At 65.5% G+C, this 19,635-nt stretch carries 19 protein-coding genes; 2 read left to right on the top strand and 17 right to left on the bottom strand.

Going from position 1 to position 19,635, the window contains the following annotated elements; all coding sequences use genetic code 11:
* Positions 1 to 174 precede the first annotated feature (174 nt).
* The 13 genes from ftsH to QQL87_RS18370 form a co-directional block, all read right to left on the bottom strand.
* Positions 175 to 2,097, bottom strand: a complete 1,923-nt coding sequence (gene ftsH / locus QQL87_RS18430) for an ATP-dependent zinc metalloprotease FtsH (RefSeq protein WP_284420345.1) — start codon at positions 2,095 to 2,097, stop codon at positions 175 to 177.
* 235 nt (positions 2,098 to 2,332) lie between these two features.
* A complete protein-coding gene (gene tilS / locus QQL87_RS18425) occupies positions 2,333 to 3,406 on the bottom strand; it encodes a tRNA lysidine(34) synthetase TilS (RefSeq protein ID WP_284420346.1) in 1,074 nt (357 codons plus the stop codon).
* A gap of 62 nt (positions 3,407 to 3,468) precedes the next feature.
* Positions 3,469 to 4,509, bottom strand: a complete 1,041-nt coding sequence (ybgF, locus tag QQL87_RS18420) for a tol-pal system protein YbgF (protein WP_284420347.1) — start codon at positions 4,507 to 4,509, stop codon at positions 3,469 to 3,471.
* A 173-nt stretch (positions 4,510 to 4,682) separates the two neighbouring features.
* A complete protein-coding gene (pal, locus tag QQL87_RS18415; RefSeq protein WP_284420348.1) occupies positions 4,683 to 5,177 on the bottom strand; it encodes a peptidoglycan-associated lipoprotein Pal in 495 nt (164 codons plus the stop codon).
* A 310-nt stretch (positions 5,178 to 5,487) separates the two neighbouring features.
* The gene (locus QQL87_RS18410; protein ID WP_284420349.1) at positions 5,488 to 6,210 is read right to left on the bottom strand and encodes an N-acyl amino acid synthase FeeM domain-containing protein; all 723 of its coding nucleotides are present in this window, start codon (positions 6,208 to 6,210) and stop codon (positions 5,488 to 5,490) included.
* Between the two features lie 550 nt (positions 6,211 to 6,760).
* A complete protein-coding gene (locus tag QQL87_RS18405; RefSeq protein ID WP_284420350.1) occupies positions 6,761 to 9,100 on the bottom strand; it encodes a putative bifunctional diguanylate cyclase/phosphodiesterase in 2,340 nt (779 codons plus the stop codon).
* A gap of 249 nt (positions 9,101 to 9,349) precedes the next feature.
* The gene (gene tolB / locus QQL87_RS18400; RefSeq protein ID WP_502871190.1) at positions 9,350 to 10,672 is read right to left on the bottom strand and encodes a Tol-Pal system beta propeller repeat protein TolB; all 1,323 of its coding nucleotides are present in this window, start codon (positions 10,670 to 10,672) and stop codon (positions 9,350 to 9,352) included.
* A 98-nt stretch (positions 10,673 to 10,770) separates the two neighbouring features.
* On the bottom strand, positions 10,771 to 12,129 hold the full coding sequence (tolB, locus tag QQL87_RS18395) for a Tol-Pal system beta propeller repeat protein TolB (protein WP_284420351.1): 1,359 nt from the start codon (positions 12,127 to 12,129) through the stop codon (positions 10,771 to 10,773).
* Positions 12,130 to 12,167: 38 nt separating this feature from the next.
* Positions 12,168 to 13,178 carry a cell envelope integrity protein TolA gene (tolA, locus tag QQL87_RS18390; RefSeq protein ID WP_284420352.1) on the bottom strand — a complete coding sequence of 337 codons (1,011 nt, stop codon included), beginning with the start codon at positions 13,176 to 13,178 and terminating at the stop codon, positions 12,168 to 12,170.
* Positions 13,175 to 13,654, bottom strand: coding sequence for an ExbD/TolR family protein (locus QQL87_RS18385; RefSeq protein ID WP_284420353.1), 480 nt, complete (start codon positions 13,652 to 13,654; stop codon positions 13,175 to 13,177). The genes tolA and QQL87_RS18385 overlap by 4 nt, the downstream gene beginning before the upstream one ends.
* Positions 13,655 to 13,693: 39 nt before the next feature.
* Complete coding sequence (tolQ, locus tag QQL87_RS18380; protein ID WP_284420354.1) at positions 13,694 to 14,377, bottom strand: protein TolQ; 684 nt, start codon at positions 14,375 to 14,377, stop codon at positions 13,694 to 13,696.
* Positions 14,378 to 14,846: 469 nt separating this feature from the next.
* Positions 14,847 to 15,335, bottom strand: a complete 489-nt coding sequence (locus QQL87_RS18375; RefSeq protein ID WP_284420355.1) for a DUF2852 domain-containing protein — start codon at positions 15,333 to 15,335, stop codon at positions 14,847 to 14,849.
* A 129-nt stretch (positions 15,336 to 15,464) separates the two neighbouring features.
* Positions 15,465 to 16,190 carry a TetR/AcrR family transcriptional regulator gene (locus QQL87_RS18370; RefSeq protein WP_284420356.1) on the bottom strand — a complete coding sequence of 242 codons (726 nt, stop codon included), beginning with the start codon at positions 16,188 to 16,190 and terminating at the stop codon, positions 15,465 to 15,467.
* Positions 16,191 to 16,452: 262 nt separating this feature from the next.
* Here QQL87_RS18370 and QQL87_RS18365 point away from each other — a divergent pair, with 262 nt between their 5' ends.
* Positions 16,453 to 16,905 (top strand): MarR family winged helix-turn-helix transcriptional regulator, encoded by a 453-nt coding sequence (locus tag QQL87_RS18365; protein WP_284420357.1) that lies wholly within the window; start codon positions 16,453 to 16,455, stop codon positions 16,903 to 16,905.
* A gap of 43 nt (positions 16,906 to 16,948) precedes the next feature.
* The gene (locus tag QQL87_RS18360; RefSeq protein WP_284420359.1) at positions 16,949 to 17,350 is read left to right on the top strand and encodes a DUF1398 domain-containing protein; all 402 of its coding nucleotides are present in this window, start codon (positions 16,949 to 16,951) and stop codon (positions 17,348 to 17,350) included.
* Between the two features lie 129 nt (positions 17,351 to 17,479).
* On the opposite strand, the gene QQL87_RS18355 is transcribed toward QQL87_RS18360, so the two are convergent.
* From QQL87_RS18355 to QQL87_RS18340, 4 genes are all read right to left on the bottom strand, one after another.
* Positions 17,480 to 17,851 (bottom strand): YciI family protein, encoded by a 372-nt coding sequence (locus tag QQL87_RS18355; protein ID WP_284420360.1) that lies wholly within the window; start codon positions 17,849 to 17,851, stop codon positions 17,480 to 17,482.
* Positions 17,852 to 17,881: 30 nt separating this feature from the next.
* Positions 17,882 to 18,298 (bottom strand): YciI family protein, encoded by a 417-nt coding sequence (locus QQL87_RS18350; protein WP_284420361.1) that lies wholly within the window; start codon positions 18,296 to 18,298, stop codon positions 17,882 to 17,884.
* A 33-nt stretch (positions 18,299 to 18,331) separates the two neighbouring features.
* Entirely contained in the window at positions 18,332 to 18,745 is a 414-nt protein-coding gene (locus QQL87_RS18345) for a YciI family protein (RefSeq protein ID WP_284420363.1), read from the bottom strand.
* Between the two features lie 109 nt (positions 18,746 to 18,854).
* Positions 18,855 to 19,511 (bottom strand): glutathione S-transferase family protein, encoded by a 657-nt coding sequence (locus QQL87_RS18340; RefSeq protein ID WP_284420364.1) that lies wholly within the window; start codon positions 19,509 to 19,511, stop codon positions 18,855 to 18,857.
* Positions 19,512 to 19,635 lie beyond the last annotated feature (124 nt).

Here is a 19,635-nt window from a genome sequence, read left to right as displayed (position 1 = left end):
GGGCGGCAAGCCGCCCGCGAAAACATCATCATCTGAATACCCAACCCCTGGGCATTCGTTAACAAAGGCAATGGGTTGCAGACAACGAAAAGCCCGGCTGCGAACCGGGCCTATCGTCTCAATCTCTTGATCTTTCAGATCGGGAGACGCCGCTCCCGACAAACCCGGCGCCGCTCAAGCCTGGGGCTGCGGCTCCAGGCCGGGATCCGGATCCGGACGCGGGCGCGACTTGCCCGCGGGCGGCACGGCTGAGGCGCGCGGCGTCGACGGCTCGATCGCCGACTCGCGGTTGGGCTTCTTGCCCTTGAGCAGGTCGAGGATCTCCTCGCCGGTCAGCGTCTCGTATTCGAGCAGCGCCTGGGCGATGGCCTCCCAGTCCTCGCGCTTCTCGGTGATGATGCGGCGCGCTTCCTGCTCGCCGGCCTCGATCAGGCCGCGAATTTCGGAGTCGATCAGGCGGGCGGTGTCGTCCGAAATGTTGGTCGAGCGCGCCACCGAATGACCCAGGAACACCTCCTGCTCATTGCTCTGGTAGCGGACGCGGCCGAGCTTGTCGGACATGCCCCATTCCATCACCATCGCGCGGGCGAGGTTGGTGGCCTGCTGGATGTCGCCGGTGGCGCCGTTGGTGACCTTCTCCGCCCCGAACTTCTGCACCTCGGCCTCGCGGCCGCCGAACATCATCGCGAGCTTGGAGACGCACCACTCGCGGGTGTGCGAGTGACGGTCGGCCTCGGGCAGCGACTGCACCATGCCGAGCGCACGTCCGCGCGGAATGATCGTCGCCTTGTGGATCGGGTCGTGGCTCGGAACGTTGAGGCCGACGATCGCATGGCCCGCCTCGTGATAGGCGGTCAGCATCTTCTCTTCCTCGCTCATGACCATCGAGCGGCGCTCGGCGCCCATCAGCACCTTGTCCTTCGCCTCCTCGAACTCGGCCTGCGTGACCATCCGCTTGTTGCGGCGGGCAGCGGTCAGCGCGGCCTCGTTGACGAGGTTCATCAGGTCGGCGCCCGAAAAACCGGGCGTGCCGCGGGCGATGGTCTTGAGGTTGACGTCCGGCGCCAGCGGCACCTTGCGGACGTGAACCTTCAGGATCTGCTCGCGGCCCATGATGTCGGGATTCGAGACGACGACCTGACGGTCGAAGCGGCCTGGGCGCATCAAGGCCGGATCGAGCACGTCGGGCCGGTTGGTGGCGGCGATCAGGATCACGCCCTCATTGGCCTCGAAGCCGTCCATCTCGACCAGCAGCTGGTTGAGGGTCTGCTCACGCTCGTCATTGCCACCGCCGAGACCGGCGCCACGATGACGACCGACGGCATCGATTTCGTCGATGAAGATGATGCAGGGCGCGTTCTTCTTGGCCTGCTCGAACATGTCGCGGACGCGGCTGGCGCCGACGCCGACGAACATCTCGACGAAGTCCGAACCGGAGATCGTGAAGAACGGCACGTTGGCTTCACCCGCGACGGCGCGCGCGATAAGCGTCTTGCCGGTGCCGGGAGGGCCGACCAGCAGCACGCCGCGCGGAATGCGGCCACCGAGCCGCTGGAACTTGCCGGGGTCGCGCAGGAATTCGACGATCTCCTGCAGGTCCTGCTTGGCCTCGTCGACGCCGGCGACGTCCTCGAATGTCACGCGGCCATGCGCCTCGGTCAGCATCTTCGCACGCGACTTGCCGAAGCCCATCGCCTTGCCGGCGCCGCCCTGCATCTGCCGCGACAGGAAGATCCAGACGCCGATCAGCGCGATGAACGGCAGCCAGGACACCAGCAACGACACGAACCACGGCACGTTGTCGCCCGGCGGCTTCGCCTGGATCGAGACCTTGGCGTCGTACAGGCGCTTGACCAGATTCGGATCGCTCGGCGCATAGGTCTGGAACGAGGTGCCGTTCTTGAAGGTGCCGTGGATCTCGGGGCCCTGGATCACGACGTCGCGCACATTGCCCTGATCGACCTCGGTCAGCAGCTGCGAGAAATTGATGTCGGTCGACGACGCACGTTGGCCCGGATTTTGGAAGAGCGTGAACAGCGCCAATAGCAACAAGACAATAATGACCCAAAGGGCGAAATTGCGCAGATTGGCGTTCATCGATTTTCCTTCGTGGTCGCGCGGATCGCGGCCGTCTGTCCTCGGACTCATCCCTGGGTAGCCACGAGGGAATCCCCCGGTCGACCGTCTCGTAATCTAGGTACCACTCGCAGCAATGCCAAGGGAACCAGACAGGACTATTTAACGCATACTAGCCCGATTCCCGCTTAAAAAAAGGCGCTGGAAAAGCCCCGGCGACGCAGGTGGTTAAGGGTCCGCGAAGGCTGCCTCCCGCTCAACTGCGGCGTGGTCGCCGTGGCGGCGCCGGAGTGATGCGGATGGCCTCGCTCGTCATGCTTACCAGCGCACCAGCCAAGGTCTGTTTTAGCCTGCCCGGCGTCGGCATACCACCATCCAGGAGCCCCGCAAGAGTCCGGTCCATGCGATCAAGCAGCGCCTCCGCCTTGCCGAGTTCCACGGGTCCTTCGGTTCCAAACCGGTTGATGGCCCGCATCAGCAGCCTCAGCCTGATTTCCGACGGGAGTGCGACAAAGGCGCACGGCTCGAAGGTCTGGCCGTGATCCGGTCGGCCGCGCCCAGCGCCAGCCGGGCGCAAAGCGAGATATTTTTCGGCGCCGTCCGCCATCAGCTCGAGGGCGGCATTGGCCCGAGCGAGGCGGCCGGCCAGCGTCGCCAGCGTCCGCGCGTCGCCGCCCTCGGCGGCCAGCGCCGGCATCAGCGCGCGCAGGCGCGGCCGCGTATAGGTCGAATCGCGATTGGTGGGATCGTCGACACAGGGAACTCCGGCGCAACGAAGCGTCGCGACGAGGCGGGCCTTGGGAAGCGGCAGCAGCGGGCGGGCAAGCAGCAGCCCGTCGCGCTCGCTCACCGCCGCCATGGCCGCAAGCCCGACGATGCCGCTGCCGCGCAACAACCGCATCAGGACGGTCTCGGCCTGATCGTCGCAAGTGTGGGCGGTGACGACATGGCTGGCGCCGGCCTGCCGCGCGGCGCGCGCCAGCAGGCGATACCTGGCCAGGCGCGCCGCCTCGGGAAGCCCCGTTGCCGGCTTCGCGTCGGTCCAGCGCAAGGTCCGGTGCCGAATGCCGAGTTCGCGCGCGACCTGCTTCACCATGCGGGCTTCGCGGGCGGCGTCGGGCCGCAGACCATGATCGACGGTGACCGCCAGGAGATCCGGCCCCTGCGCGAGGGCCGAGCGCCACCGCGCCGCGAGCCACATCAGCGCCATCGAATCGGGGCCGCCGGACACGGCGAGCACGAGCGCTGGCACCGTCGACAGCGGCGCCAACAGGCGCTCGGCCTCGGCTGCAGAGATCGGCTGATCGTCCTCGGAACGTGGCTTCGACATGGCGCGGCAGCCTATCTGCCCTGTCGATTGCAGGCGAGGGCCCTACTCCCGCTGGCGCCCGATCAGCACTTCACCCGCTTCTGCTCGCGATCGACGGTTGCCTTCACGCCGGCAGAGGCGCGAGGATATTTGCGGGTCACCTCGCCGAACGCAGCGCAGGCCGCCTCTTTCTCCTTCAAGGCCGCGAGCGACTGGCCAAGGCGCAGCAGCGCGTCCGGAGCCTTCGACGACTTGTCGTGCTTGGTCGTCACGTTGAGGAAGATCTCGGCGGCGTCGCGATATTGCTGGCGCTGGTAGAAGCTTTCCCCGAGCCAGTATTGCGCATCACCGATCATCGGATCGTTGGGATATTTCTGGGTGAAGCTGCGCATGGTCTGCTCGGCCAGCGCATAGTCCCGGCGCTGCATGTAGCCGATGCCGAGATCGTACTCGTCGCGCGGCGTCTGCCGCGGCGGTGCGGTCTCCAGCCCGGCCGCGCCGGGCGCGGCTGGAGCCGCGGTCTGCGGATAACGGCCCGCCGCCGGACCGGCGGGATCGGCCGCCCTGGCGACCGGTTGAGCGGCGCCGGGCTGGATCGGCAGCTGGCCGCCGCCAAGCGCCTGCGGTGCGCCGGGTGCTGTCGGATTCTGATTCGGATCGAACGCGTCGCCGCGGCGGGTCCGCCCGCCGGCGGCCGGCTGCTGCTGCTGCTCCGGCACGATCGGCACGGGGGCCGCGGCCTGCGGCGGCACATAGCCCGGCTGCTGCTGCGGATAGGTCGGCTGTTGCTGCTGGCCGTATTGCGGCTGGCCATAGGCCGGCTGCGCAGGCTGTCCATAGGACGGAGCGTTTGGGGTCGGCGGCGGAGCCGCCACGCCTGGCTGGGCGGCGGGAGCGACGGCCGGCGCCGCGCTCTGCAGCTGCCGCAGCCGCTCCTCGAGCTGGCGATTGCGATACTGCAGCTCTTCGTTCTGGCCGGTCAGCTGCCGGAGCTGGTTCTCGAGCCGCTGAATCCGGATCTCCGGATCGTCGTCGACCTGGGCCAGCGCCCGCGTCGAGAAGCCCTGCAACGAGACAACGACGAGCGCTGCGACAAGCGCGGCGGCGCTCCTGGAAAGAAACATCAACGACATGCTGCCCTGACGACCGGATCGGCGAGAGGTTGAAAATCAAAGCCTCGTGGCGAGGCTGTACGGCAAAACCGCAATAGCGACAAATGACGTTCAAGCGAAGACGAAAAGATGAAGCCGGCGTCGGTGACCGACGCCGGCTTCATCAGCAACCCATTCGTTCAGCTTTATGAACTGGCGTTCAGCACAGTGACCGCGCGGCGGTTCTGCGACCAGCAGGAGATGTCGTTGCAGACCGCGACCGGCCGTTCCTTGCCATAGGAGATCGTGCGCATGCGGCCCTGATCGATGCCGCGCGAGACCAGGAAGTTGCGGACCGACTGCGCACGGCGCGCGCCGAGGGCGATGTTGTATTCGCGGGTGCCGCGCTCGTCGGCATGACCTTCGATCGTGAAGCTGTAGCGCGGATAGCTCTGCAGCCACTGCGCCTGCTTCTCGAGCGTGGCGATGGCCTGGGGCGTGAGGTCGGTCTGGTCGCTCTCGAAGAAGACGCGATCTCCGACGTTCACGACGAAATCCTGCTGGCTGCCCGGAGAAGCCGCGCCACCTGCCATGGCGTTGGCGTCGGTCAGGCTCTTATTCGCGCAAGCGCCCATGGACAGCGCAACCGCGAGCACGGCAGCCAACTTCAATCCCTGGAGGATACGCATGTGATATTTCATTCCCGGAGCCTCCACGCTCACGTTCTTAGACTGCCATCCGGTCTACAGGGCGATGGTTAAGCGAACGTTCCGTCAACCTTGATGAGGCCTTGCCGAACCCCGTCAAATGCTAACGAAACCCGAAAAAGCGGCCCTGATGGTTAATGGGTTGTAAATGTGGCGCCAGGGTGAAGGCAAGCGGCCACGCGCCTGGACCACGGCGCTTTTTCGCTGAATCTTGCGGCAAAGTCGCAGATCGAACCGGCCGGGCAGCCGTTTTCACGCCGATTGTGGCCGGCGATCAGCCGGCGTTGAATCAGCCAGCCTGGAATCAGCCAGCCTTGGCGACTGGCTCGATCCTGAACGAATCGGTGAACGCATCCGGCGCCGGCCGGTCGAACAGCATCCGCCGCTCGAACGCGCTGGAGCGCATGAACGGAAAGCGCTGGAACACGCGGTCGCGGATCTTGGGATAATGCGCCGCCATGAGGCCGACCGGCTTGGTCAGTCCCGAGTAGAGCCGCGGCTCACCCCAGGGCTCCTGCAGGAACACCCTCTTGTAGAAGGCACGATGTTCCGGCCTGACATTGGCGAGACCGATGTCGGCGTTGAAATGGGCGCAGGCGACGTAGCCGAGCCTGACCGTCACATAGGGAAGCGCCGGAAACAGCCGGGCCTTTTCGTAGTCGGCCACGAACCGGGTCGGATCGATCATGACCTTGCCGCGATCGAGCTCGGGATGCAGCAGATCGGCGAACATGTCCGACGACAGCGACCGGCGCCATTGCGTATTCAGCACGCTGATGCGGATCGAACTGTAAAGCTCGCCATCGACGTAGACGCCGAAGATGAAGCTGTTCGGAAGATCATCGTATTCGTCGGTGACGCGCTCGCTGGCGGAGGGGAGAATGGCGCCCTCGCGAAGATAGGCGCGGTAGCGCAGCCGATAGATCTCGTCCTTGTCTTCAGCCGTCACAGCCAGCCGATAATCCACATTGTCGAGTGCATCCGACTTCTGATCAGCAACGGCAGTCACTCTAGCCGCCGACTTCATTCGCAATCCCTTTCACAACTCTTACGCGTAGTTATGAGATTAACAGTGCGTTAATTCCGGCGCAAAGCTTTCGCCGGTACACAGTTAACGGCACGTAGATTCCCGGTGTCACAACCGTAACTTACAAGGGGAGCAGAGAAGCCAAGCGGATCGCTTTGGAGCAGCTACGTACCAATTCGAAACTGAAGCGCGTGGCATACGCGCGCCCTGCCCTCGCCTGATACGACGTGCGGTTGTCCTGCTGCTCGTGACATGGCCGCCATGCTCGGCGCGCAGGGGCCCCGGGCTGCGGACAGCACGCGCGAGCGCCGGCAGCGTCGGCGACGCGGATGACAATCATGGACTTTCAAAGCGCCGCGCGCTGGCGGTTCGTGACGCGCTGGTCGCGACCGGTGTCCGTTGGACAGCGTTGAGGCGACGGGAATCGGCGTCCGGGGCTCGCGGGGGGCCTCGCTGGAGGATCGCGTTGCCGTCGTAACAATGGTTCCGCGCCGGGACCTGCGCTGATGCGCGGGGCAGACGCGGCAAATGCCCGGCTGAGGCGCGCCGATCAGGCGATCGAGCGCGTGGCCACGAGGGCTGCGATCGGCTCTTCGGTCGATCGGCGCCCGTGGGAGGCATTGAGCAGCTGGCGGATACGCACCGCGGGCACCGGACGGCTGAACAGATAGCCCTGCGCCTCGGTGACGGTACCGTCGACACTGACCAGCTCGAGCTGCTCGTTGGTCTCGATGCCCTCGACCACGACCGACATGCCGAGATCGGCCGACAGCCGGGCGACGCCGCGCAGCAGGGTCAAAGGCCGGTCGCTGTCGATGCCTTCGAGGAAGGAGCGGTCGATCTTGACCTTTTCCAGCGGGAAGTTGTGCAGATAGCTGAGGCTCGAATAGCCGGTGCCGAAATCGTCGAGCGAGATCCGCACGCCGAGCATATGAAGTTGCGACAGCACGTCATGGGTCAACTGCGTGTTGCGCAACAGCGAGGATTCGGTGATCTCGATCTCCAGGCGGTGCGGCGGCAGGCCCGAGACTTCGAGCGCGTAGCGCACCTCGCTGAGCACGTCGCGCTGGTGGAACTGCTGCGGCGAGAAGTTGACGGCGACGCTCACCGCCTCCGGCCACTTCATGCATTCCAGGCACGCCTTGCGCAGGATCCAGCGTCCGAGGTCGACGATCAGGCCCATGTCTTCGGCGACCGGGATGATGTCGACAGGCGAGACCGTGCCGCGCACCGGATGATTCCAGCGCAGCAGCGCCTCGCAGGTCGAGATCTTGCCGGACTTCAGGTTGACCAGCGGCTGATAGAACAGCTCGAACTCCTCATTGGCCAGCGCCTTGCGCAGGTCGAGCTCGAGGATGCGGCGCGCTTCGACGGTCTGGGCGAGCTCATCGCGGAAGAAGCAGAACGTGCCGCGGCCCTCGGCCTTGGCACGGTAGAGCGCCATGTCGGCGTTCTTGAGCAGCGTGTCGGCGCTGATCCCCGGCGCGGTCATGGCGATGCCGACGCTGGCGCCGATCTCCACGAGATGATTGTCGATCTTGTAGCGCTCGCTCAGCTGATCGACGATGCGGCGCGCCAGCACCGCGGCGTCGTCGTTGGAGCGGATGTTGCGCTGGAACACGACGAACTCGTCGCCGCCGAAGCGGGCGACGAAATCCTCCGGGCGCAGCATGTCGCGCAGCCGCTCCGACACCGCACACAGCAACTGGTCGCCGCAGGGATGACCGAGCGTATCGTTGACCTGCTTGAAGCGGTCGAGATCGACGAACAGCAGCGCCGACAGCTCGCCATGACGCTGCGGGATCTTGAGCAGACGCTCGATCTCGTCGCGGAAGCTGACGCGGTTCGGCAGGGTCGTGAGCTCGTCGTAGCGGGCGAGATGCGAGATCCTGGCCTCGGCGTGCTGACGCTCGGTGATGTCCTCGAGCAGCACCACCGCGCCGCCATCGGCCATCGGCTGGAAGGTCCACGACAGCGAGCGGTCGCGCACGATGTCGGGATCGCTGGTGATGATGTTGTGCGTCTTGGTGTTCTCGATCTCGGACAGGATCATCCTGCCGCTCGAGGCGGAGATCACGCCGGAGATGACGCAGGCGTTGATGATATCGGCGGCCTTGCCGCCGCGCTGCAGGATGTCGTCCGGCAGGCCCATCATCTCGCCGAAGCGGTGGTTCATGACCGCGAGGCGTCCGTCCGGACGGAACATGCACAGGCCGTGCGGCATGTTGTTGAGCGCGGTGTCGAACTGCTTGGCCAGCGCAGCCTCGCCCTCGCGGGCGACGAAGGCCTGGACGAAGATCCGCTGCAGGTTCGCCGAGATGTGCTTGAGCGACAGAAAGAACAGCACGCAGAACGCCGCCATCCCCATGTAGTAGGGACTGCCTTGCAGCGCGAGCGCGATGGCGAGCGGTCCACAGGCGAGCAGGATCTGAACGTGGAAGATCCATGGCCGGCCATAGGTCCGGCCGGCGCCCGCCGACATGTAGCAGAGCGTGACCGCGAGCGCGATGAGGTGCACGACCGGGTCGCTGTTGTCAGCCACGGCGACGACGCACCAGACGCCGAGCACGAGCGCGTACAGCATCGCGCCGATCTGATAGCGGATCTCCCAGCGCGCGACCGCTTCCTGCGTCAGCCGGCCGCTGTCACAGAGTTGCCGGTAGTAGCGCATATCGAGCGAGCGAAGCCCGCCGGCGATGATGAGCATGACCGCGCATGGCCACAAATTGGCATCGCCGCTCTTGATGGCGGTCATGACGGCCGCGACGGCGGCGCAGAGCGCGCCGGCAAACATCGGGCCGGGATCCTGGAAGAGGGAGTCGACGAGCGCCGCCTGGATGGCGGGCGACAACTTTCGATCGTCTTCTCGGTTCTGACTGGCAAGCTGCATTCGGACGCACGCGTTCTGTTCGGTGCGCAAACATTACCGTTCGCAGATGAAGTCTTTCTGAGGGAACATCGTTAGCGGAGCGTTGCCGCATCGCGAACACACGCAAAAAACGCCGAGAATTCAGCAAACTAGGCAAACACTACCCAGTTGCTGCAACGAGCGGTTCCAATTTTTTCAACGGCACGTATGACGTGAATCGAACAATCGCGTCCACCACGGCGTGAGCGGGCCACGGCGGGCCCGCTGTCGTCACGACAACAGCGGCGACCAGGCGGGGTCCGAGGCGTAGCCGGGCGTCGGCACTTTGAGCTCATTGCGGCCGGACACGTCGATCGAAAACAGCGACGGACCACCGGTGCCGCCGAGATCGCGGAAGAACATCAGCACGCGGCCGTTGGGCGAGAAGGTCGGGCCCTCATTGTGGAAGCCGGAGGCGAGGATGCGCTCGCCCGAGCCGTCGGTCTTCATGATGCCGATCGCGAACTGGCCGCCGCCCTGCTTGGTGAAGGCGATGGTGTCGCCGCGCGGCGACCAAACCGGTGTCGAGTAGCTGCCCTCGCCGAACGTGATGCGCTGCGCGTTGCCGCCATTGGCCGACATCACATAGATCTGCGGCTTGCCGCCGCGATCGCTTTCGAAGCAGATCTGGCTGCCGTCCGGCGAGTAGCACGGCGAGGTGTCGATCGCCGGCGTGTCGGTGAGCCGTGTGATGCTCTTGGTGTCGAGGTCGACCGCGAACAGGTTTCCGTGATCTCCCTGCTCGATGCCGATGGCGATCCGCTTATCATCCGGTGCGAAGCTCGGCGCCGACTTCACCAGGCCTGGCAGCTTGCCGAGGATCTCGCCTTGGCCGCTCGCAATGTTGAGCAGCAGCAGGCGGGGTGCGCCGCCGTCCGTGTCGACGTAGCAGATCTCGTGGCCGGCCGAGGAAAAGCGCGGCCGCATCGCCGCCGCCCCGGCAGTCAGATAGCGCATGTTGGCGCCGTCACGATCCATCAGCGCGAGTCGCCCAGGCCGGTGCCCCGCGCCCTCGCCTTCGATGTAGGCGACCCGGCTGTCGAAATAGCCTTTGCTGTCCCCCACCAGGCATCCATAGATCTGGTCCGAGATGATGTGCGCGATGCGGCGCCAGTGATCGGGTGGCGCGACGTAGCGCTGTCCGATGCGCTGGTGACCGGAGGCCACGTCGTACAATCTGAAGGCAACCTCGACGCGCCCATCGTCATGGCGGATGGCCCGTCCGACCACCATGGCATCCGCATGCAGAGCCCGCAGGCGCTCCGGGCGCGGCGGACTGTCGAAATCGATCACGCGTTCGAACGAGGCGGCTGAAGCAACCGACTGGATGAGGCGGCTGCCGTTGAGATCGTCGCTGATGATCTGCGACAGGCCGGAGGCGAGACCACCGTCGGCCTGTCCGCCCGTAAAGGGAATCACGGCCAACAGAATCGACGCGGGATCTTGCAGCACCGGCTGGATCCGCAAAGCGCTCTGCGCCGGCGATCTGCCGGTCGCAGCCGGCTGCATCGCAAGCGCTCCGAGGACGGTCACGACATGCCGGCGCGTCAGCATCCATGCACCTTTGCACCTGTGTAATCTGCAGATCCGGTCTGTGATCAGATGACAACGCAGAAGCACCGCGGGCGAGCCGTCAGCCACGCCCGCTTTCGTCACGACAGGAGCGGCGACCAGGCGGGGTCAGAGGCGTAGCCGGGCGTCGGCACCTTGAGCTCGTTGCGGCCGGACACGTCGATCGAAAACAGCGACGGACCGCCGGTGCCGCCGAGATCGCGGAAGAACATCAGCACGCGGCCGTTGGGCGAGAAGGTCGGGCCCTCATTGTGGAAGCCGGAGGTGAGGATGCGCTCGCCCGAGCCGTCGGTCTTCATGATGCCGATCGCGAACTGGCCGCCGCCCTGCTTGGTGAAGGCGATGTAGTCGCCGCGCGGCGACCATACCGGTGTCGAGTAGCTGCCCTCGCCGAACGAGATGCGCTGCGCGTTGCCGCCATTGGCGGACATCACATAGATCTGCGGCTTGCCGCCGCGATCGCTCTCGAAGCAGATCTGGCTGCCGTCCGGCGAGTAGCACGGCGAGGTGTCGATCGCCGGCGTGTCGGTCAGCCGCGTCGTCGTACGCGAGCGCAGGTCCATCACGAACAGATTGGAGTTGCCGCCCTGCTGCAGGCTCAGGATGATGCGCTGGCCATCCGGCGAGAAGCGCGGCGAGAACGACATGCCCGGGAAATTGCCGACGATCTCACGCTGGCCGGTCTCGATGTTGAACAGATAGACCTTCGGGTCGCCCTGCCCGAACTCCATATAGGTGATTTCCTGGCTCGACGGCGAGAACCGCGGCGTCAGCACGAGGTCGGCGCCGCGGGTCAGATAGCGGACATTGGCGCCGTCCTGGTCCATCAGCGCCAGCCGCTTGACCCGGCGATCGGCCGGACCGCTCTCGTCGACGAACACGACGCGGCTGTCGAAATAGCCCTTCTCCCCGGTCATCGCGGTGTAGATCTGGTCCGAGATGATGTGGGCGATGCGGCGCCAATATTCCGGCGCCGTGACATATTGCTGCCCGGTGCGCTGCTGCCCGGACACCGCATCCCAGAGCCGGAACTCAGCCTTCAGCCGTCCGTCCGGCTGCCGCGTGGCGCGGCCGGTGACCAGCCCCTGGATGTTGAGCGGCCGCCAGCTCGCGATCTGCGGCGGAGCATCGAAATTGCTGATGCGCTCGGGGAACGCGGCCTGGTCGACCGGCGCGAACAGACCGCTGCGCTTGAGGTTGTTGTTGATGACCTGAGCAATGCCGTTGGCGACGTCGGCATCGCCGGCGCCACCCGGCACGAACGGCGGGACCGCGATCGGGATCGGCGCGAATTCGCCAGCCGGGATCGGCACCCGCGTCTGTGCCAGAACAGAGCGCGGAGCACCGATCGCTGCGGCGCCGAGGGCGACCGCCCCCGCGATCAGCTCACGCCTGGTGGGCGAGATGAGCAAGCGACGCAGTTCAGAGGAATCGTTCATGTGGTGAATTCGCTTCATGAGGACAACCATAGACCTCGTTACGTCCGCCGTGCGTCTTCGTTGAACACAGGCTGGAAATAGCCCCAATCGTCGTAGTACTTCGGCGGCAGATTGTATGGCGCGCACGCAATGATCGCGCGCTGGGCGCTGTCCCGATACGCCCGCAGGAACGGCGTGTCGGCCGCGCCGACGGGGACCGGTGGTCCCTCGAGCGTGCCGTCGCGACGCAGCCTCACATTGAAAGCGACGACGGGATTGGCGTCGACACTCGTATAAGGCGGCTTCCAGCACCGATTGACCTGCTGCTGGAACAACGCCACCCAGCTCGCCGCATTCTCCGCCGCTGCGCCGCGCACGGTACCCAGTGCCGCGTTCGCATTCAGCTCCGTCCCCGTCACCGCCTGACGTGTCGGATCCTTCTGATTGATAAGGCTCGACATCTTCTCGGCGTCGAACTTGCGCTCGCTCTTGTGCTTCGGCGGTTCCGGCGTCGCGGCGGCGGTCTGCTGCGGCTTCGGCGGCTGCTTCGGCTTGTCCTTGTTCAGCACGCTCGCGATCTGGTCCGGATTGAAGGGGTCGGGCTTCTTCTCCTCCGGCTTCGGCTTTTCGGCGGGCGCGGGCTTGGGCGGCTCCGGCTTGGTCTCGGCCACGGGCTTGGGCGGATCGGGTTTCTTCTCGACCGGCTTCGGCGGGTCAGGCTTCTTCTCGACGGGCTTCTCCGGCTTGGGCTGCGGCGTCGGCGCGGCATCGGTCTCGGTGACCGGCTTGGGATCAACCTTGCCGACGATGTCCTCGGTCGGCTTCTTCTCGCCGATCTTGTCGGCCAGGAGCTTCGCGACTTCCTTCCTGCCGGTCAGAGCTCCGGCCTTCGCCTTCGAGCTGTTGTCCTCCGAGATGACGTCGACCGGCACCAGATCCTCCGCCGGAAGCACCATAGGGCGCGCAGAGAAGCTGAACAGACTCCAGCACAGCACCAGCACGTGCGCGGCCACGGAAAAAGCCGTGCCCTTGCGCGTCCGGATGAACTGCATGAGGTCTGCTGATGTCATGAGCCCTGTTCCGGCAGCACCACGATGCTGGCGCGATAGCCGGCGTCGCGGGCGAGGCCCAGCACCTTCATCATGTCGGAATAGCAGGCATCGCGATCGCCGCGGATCTTGACGACATTGTCGGGCCCACCGGCGCCGGCATCTTTCATCGCCTTGATCTTCGGCCCGAGCTCGTTGATCGCGATCGGAGAGTCGCCGAGATAGACGTCGACCTTGGAGGCGCAGCCGCCGCCGGTCTTCTTCACGGTCACTTCGAGCGGCGGCTTGGCGTCAGCGGTCGAGGCCGAGCCGCCCTGCGCCTGCGGCAGGTCGACCTGGATGTTCACCGTCAGCAGGGGTGCTGCGACCATGAAGATGATCAGCAGCACCAGCATGACGTCGACCATCGGCGTGACGTTGATTTCCGCCATCACCGCCGCCTTGCGCCGACCGCGGCGGCCACCGCCGCCGGAGGCGCTTCCCGTGCTCATGCCCATGTTCTGGTACTCACGATCCGGACGCCACTATACCTGCCCTCATCCCCGCTCGTCGATCTGACGGGACAGGATGGCCGAAAATTCATCCGCGAAGCCTTCAAGCCGCTGCGCCTGGCGGTTCACCTCGGAGGTGAACTTGTTGTAGAAAATCGTCGCCGGAATGGCTGCGATCAGGCCGATCGCGGTGGCGAACAGCGCCTCCGCGATGCCCGGCGCGACGACCGCCAACGAGGTGTTCTTCGACGCCGCGATCGCCTGAAAGCTGGTCATGATGCCCCAGACGGTGCCGAACAGGCCGACGAAGGGGCCGGCGGAGCCGACCGTCGCTAGCACCAGGAGCCGGCGCTCCAGCCGCTCAATCTCGCGCGCGATCGAGACGTTCATCACCTTTTCAATGCGCATCTGCAGGCCGGCGAACGACCGCGCATGGCCCTCGAAGGAGCGCTTCCACTCGCGCATCGCCGCGACGAAGCAGGCCGCCATCGACTGCGTCGGCTTTGCCGACAGCACCCGATACAGCTCCTCGATCGACTCGCCGGACCAGAACGCCTGCTCGAAGCGGTCCATCGAGCGGCGGGTGCGCGAAAACAGGAACATCTTGTCGATCGCGATCGCCCAGACCCAGATCGAGCAGGAGATCAGGCCGAGCATGATGATCCGCACCACCCAGCCGGCATTGCCGAACAGATCGATCAGGGACAGGCCGGTACCATCGCCAGTCATCCGCAGTATCCTCTCAACCAACCATCCCGGGACATTGCCGGGACCATGCATCCACCGTTCCACGGCGGATGCCGTCGCGGCGAAAGCGCCTACGCGAGAAAACCCTGAACTGATCGCTTTAAGAGGCCCGCCGAAGCCATAAGCGGCCTGCATCCTCTGCCAACGTGTCAAAACAAGGGCTCGTGGCGCGCGTAAGCGCCCCTTAACCAAACCCCCTCCGGGGTTAAGGCGGGGTTACCGCGGAGATCTACGGAGGTCAAAGCCACAGCGGGGCCAGCCAGATAGAGCCTTTGTGATCAGACCTTTGGCAGAACCCCCGTCCTGCGCTGATCGAACGGCCAGCGGCGTCCCGCCGCAGGTTGGCGGTATTAGGAGACGCAAAACGCCCGCCGCGGGGGAACCGCGAGCGGGCGTCTCGTGCCACAAGACCGGGGGCTCAGGGCCCTGCGGCGTCAGGATCGGTTGCCGATCAGCTCGAGGGCTGGTCGGTCGGCGGGGTCGGACGCGGCTTATGCTGAGCCATGAACGCGTCGAACTCTTCCTTGTCCTTGGCGTGGCGCAGGCGGGTCAGGAAGTCCCGGAACTCCTGCTGCTCCTCTTCGAGCCGCCGCAGGGTCTCCATGCGGTACTCGTCGAAGGCACGGTTGCCGCTGGTCGACGACGGCGCGGAGAAGCCGAAACCGAAGCCGCGGCGCTCCATCCGGTCGCGCATGCGGTCCATCTTCCACTGCATCCGTTCCATCTTGTTTTGCCAGCGATCAGAGCCGTTCCAGCACGCCATCTTTCTGCTCCCGAGTGTGAAAAAGAGAAGGGCAAGTCCGATCGGCCACCAGATGATGAAGCCGAGCACGGTCACCGCGATCCAGCCGGGATGCCAGGGCGACTCCATCATGCGGGGCCGATACCTCTGCTCCTCCTCCGAACCGCGCCATCGATTGACATCTGCGGTGTAGGCCATCTCCCTCTCCATTCGCGGCGCCATGCCGTGTGAATGTAAATAACATTTACATAGCTAGCTCAACCCGTGATTTTGTCAAGGCGACCGCCTGACGCGTCGCTCGAATTATTTTTGGCTGTCTTTTGAACCTTATTTCGGCCGGCCCCACGGCCCGGCCGGTCTGTCGTCGTCGGGCAGCGGCGGCGGCTCGGCGGAGCCCTGCGCCGCAGCCCGGCGCTCGGTCGAGAAGCCGAGCCCGCGCAGATAGATCAGCACCTCGGCCTCCAGCAGCTCCTCCGGCGTCATCGGCAGCTTGCGCCGGGCCGCATCACCGCGCGCAAACAGCGAGGCGATGCCGTGGGCCATCGACCAGATGTGCAGTGCCATCATCAGCGCCGGCGGCCGCGGCACGCCGGGCGGCGCCAGCGCGGCCAGCCGCTCGGCGGCAGCGCGGATCACGCCGAAAGCGCGCTCTCCGGCAGCCAGCAGACCGGCGGTGGAGTCCGCCGCAACGCCGGATTCGAACATCGCCGAATAGAACGCCGGCTCGGTGCGGGCGAAGCCGAGATAGGCCTTGCCGACGCGCTCGAACGCGGTGACCGTGTCGGGGCGGCCGTCGTCCCAGGCCGCCGAGAGTTGCGATTCGAACTGCTCGAAGCCGCGCTGGGCGATGCTGGACAGCAATTCGTCGCGATCGCGGAAGTGGCGGTACGGCGCGGCCGGGCTGACGCCGGCCATGCGCGCGGCATCGGCGAAGGTGAAGCCGGCAGCGCCCTTCTGCGCGATCAGGTCGAGCGCCGCCTGCAGCAGCGCCTCCTTGAGGTTGCCGTGATGATAGCCGCGCTCGGCGCGGCGCTCTTCCTTGCGCCAGCTCATGTGAAGGGCTTTTACATGAGCGACGTGAACAGAAGCCAGCGACTTTTCGGACATCCCCACGAATGGCTAGGGCACGGCGGCCTGTCGCGCCCACAACGCCTCGGCGCATCGGCGTTTGCAAATAACAGTGGAGCAAGCTCGCCATCCGAAGCGCGCGGGCCCGGGGATCGAGACCCTCGTTTAGGAAAAATCCGCCTGGGCCATTTTTAGTTGACTAGGAAATCAAATTAATTTAGTTTCCTGGTCAACTAGAAAGACGCTCATGCGCGCAGTCTCCTCCCTCGCCGATCACACCGGTTTCTGGCTGCGGATGGTCTCCAATGCCGTGTCGCAGGAATTCGCGCGGAAAGTCGCAGCGCAGGGCGTCACGGTCGCGGAGTGGGCGTTCATGCGGGCGCTGTACGATCACGATCCGATGCCGCCGTCCGTTCTTGCCGAAGCGATGGGCATGACCAAAGGCGCGATCAGCAAACTCGCGGACCGGCTCCTGACAAAGGGCCTCATCGCGCGGACCGAGAATCCGCAGGACAAGCGCGCTCATCGTCTCGCCTTGACGGCCGAGGGCAAGGTCAAGGTGCCGGTTCTGGCAACTTTGGCCGACGACAATGACGCTGCCTATTTCGGCGTGCTGAGCAAGGACGAGCACGACACGCTCGACCGCATCCTCCGGGCGCTCGCCGAACGACGTGGCCTCAAGACGACGCCGGTGGACTGACCACCCACGAGACATCGAGCCAACGACAAGGAAGGACACCGACATGGACGCGGACCGGATTTCGATTGCCCAGACGTGCGTCGAGGCCGCGCATGATGCAAGCCTGAGCTTTCCCGAGATCGTCGGCCGGCTGATCGCGGCCGGCTTCGAGAGCTACACCGTCGACTATCGCGCCAACACGCAGACCTGCTATATGCCCGACTCCGACCACGTCACGCTGGCGATGCCGCCGTCGGCCGGGAGCATCGCACCTGCCTTGGATGCCCAAGAGGTCGACCGGCTGGTGCGGTGGGCGCAGTCCAATCCTGCCGACTACACCTACGCGGCCTTCTGCGCGAAGGCGAAGGCAGCCGGCTGCGCCGGATATCTGGTGTCGTTCCTCGGCCGCCGTGTCGTCTATTTCGGGCGCACCGCCGAAACCCATGTCGAGCACTTTCCCGATTGACGTCGTCATCGGTTGCAGGCGAAGGGGGCCGACACCGAGCCAGGCGGCGGCTTCCTCCATCAATGGCGTGCAAAATGGCGCGCAACAGGATCGCGCGGCAACGGCCGCGCGCCCTCGGCCCCGCTCGACCTAGCCGCCGCCTGGAACGGGCAGCACCGGCATGATCTCGACACGCTCGCCGGGGAAGATCGTGAAGTGCGGATGGTTCACGAACATCTTCGCCGCGTCTTCATGCGAGGCCGCGCGGACCACCGTGAACGCGCCCATCTCGTTGGCGATGTCGTTGACGCCGCTCTTGTCGACTCGCTTGGTCTTGCCGAGCGGCCCGCCCATGGCGACGATCGCCTCCTTGTATTTGTCGACCCAGGCGTGCCAGGCGGCCATGCCTTGCTGCCCTTTCGCATTGCGTTCCGACTCGGACATCGCTTCCCAGGCCTGCCAGGCCGGGCTGGTCCTGCTGCCGAGAAAGACGGCGAGATAGGTGTTGCTGTTGTCGCTCATTGCACTTCCCTCCTGCTGTGAATGGACTGCTCAGGCCCGGCCGGCATGCGGCAGGTCGGAAAACCCCGCCGCGGCCTGCTGCACCTCGTCGGAAAAGTCCGCCATCTCCTGAACCTGGCGGATCTCGATGATCTCATTCTCCGAGGCCGGGCACTGCTTGGCCCAGGCGATCGCCTCGTCGCGCGAGCCGACCTCGATCATCCAATAGCCGCCGAGCACCTCTTTGGCCTCGGTAAACGGGCCGTCGGTGACCACCGGCTTGCCGCCAGCAAAGGACACTCGGGCGCCCGTCGACGGCGGGTGCAGCCCGTCCAGCGTGATCAGCACGCCGGCCTCCTTCAGCGCCTCATTGTAGCGCATCATCGCTGCCACGCGCTCGGGATCGAGCGCCACATCCGGCGGCGCGCTCTCATAGCCGAGCGGGATCATCAGCATCATGAATCGCATCGCATCCTCCTCTCCTGATCCAGGCTGCCTGCGTCAGCTCTTTGCGGCCTGCGCACGCAGCCGCTCAACGCGCTCGCGCAGCTCGGACGTGAACGACTCGCCGAAATCCTCCGGCGCATAGACCTGCCGGATCTCGATCTCACCGCTCGGGAACGGCGCCTGCTGCATGTGCTCGATCACTTCGTCGAGCGAGCCGGCCTTGATCATCCAGAAACCGGCGGCCAGCTCGCTCGTGAAATCGAACGGGCCGCGCGCGACGCTCGGCTTTCCCTCCGAGAACGCGATGCGCGCGCCCTTGGCGGTCGGATGCAGACCCTCGCCGGCCTCCATCATGCCGGCCTTGGCCAGTCCCTCGTTGAACCGGCCCATCGCGGCGAATTCCTCCGTGGTCGGCAGGACGCCGGCTTCCGTGTCCCTGGTTGCCTTCACGATCACCATGAACCGCATGGTCACTCTCCTGATGCCATCAGGCGGACCAGGTCCGCCCTCATCAGCAAGACGATCGGACCGCAGCCCCGCCGACACTGCCCCGCAATTATTTTGCGAGACGGCCTGCTCAGCCCTGCTCCTGTGGAAACAGATGGAAGAAGGGTTCCGCCTCGGTCAGCACGCGCGCGACGGATGGCCGCGCCTTGAGGCGATCGAGATAGGCGCCCACGGTGCGCAGCCCGTCGTCGAGCGGTTCCACCTTGTCGGCATAGAACAGCGCCGGCAGTGCCGCGCAATCGGCCAGAGTGAAGCGATCGCCCATCGCCCAGCCGGCCGGTGGCAGCTCGGCCTCGAGCATCGTGTAGGAGGTGCGCAACCGCGCCCGCGCCTCCGCGACGCCGGATGGATCGCGCGCATCGGCCGGACGCAGCCGGTCGAACACGATCGCCTGCGTCGGCATGTGAACGTAGAGATCGAGAAAGCGGTCGCGCAGGCGTGTCCGCAATGCCAGATCGGACTCCTCAGGAATAAAGCGCGTGGCCCCGGCGCGGTGCTGGTCGAGATACTCGATGATGATGCTCGATTCCGGAATCATGCGCTGGAGCTGCTCGTCATACAGCACCGGAAACTTGCCGATAGGCCACAGTTTCAAGAACGCGGCGCGCTCGTCGGCATCGCCGAATTTGACGAGCTTCGGCGTGAACGGAACGTCGTTCTCGTACAGCGCAATCAGCACCTTCCAGCAAAACGACGAGAGAGGATGATAGTAGAGGGTGAGTGACATTACTCGCTCCTGATTGATGAAGATGAGAGCCGGCTAGTTTGATCCCGAACTCGCCCCGCAAGGCCGGAGCGCTCCCTCTCCCCGTTCTTACGGGGAGAGGGTTGGGGTGAGGGGCAGACGCACG

It is taken from the genome of Bradyrhizobium sp. SSBR45G (assembly GCF_030159255.1).
GTDB lineage: Bacteria > Pseudomonadota > Alphaproteobacteria > Rhizobiales > Xanthobacteraceae > Bradyrhizobium.
The sequence above is the reverse complement of the archived record's forward strand: the minus strand, read 5'-3'. Positions and strand labels throughout refer to the sequence as shown.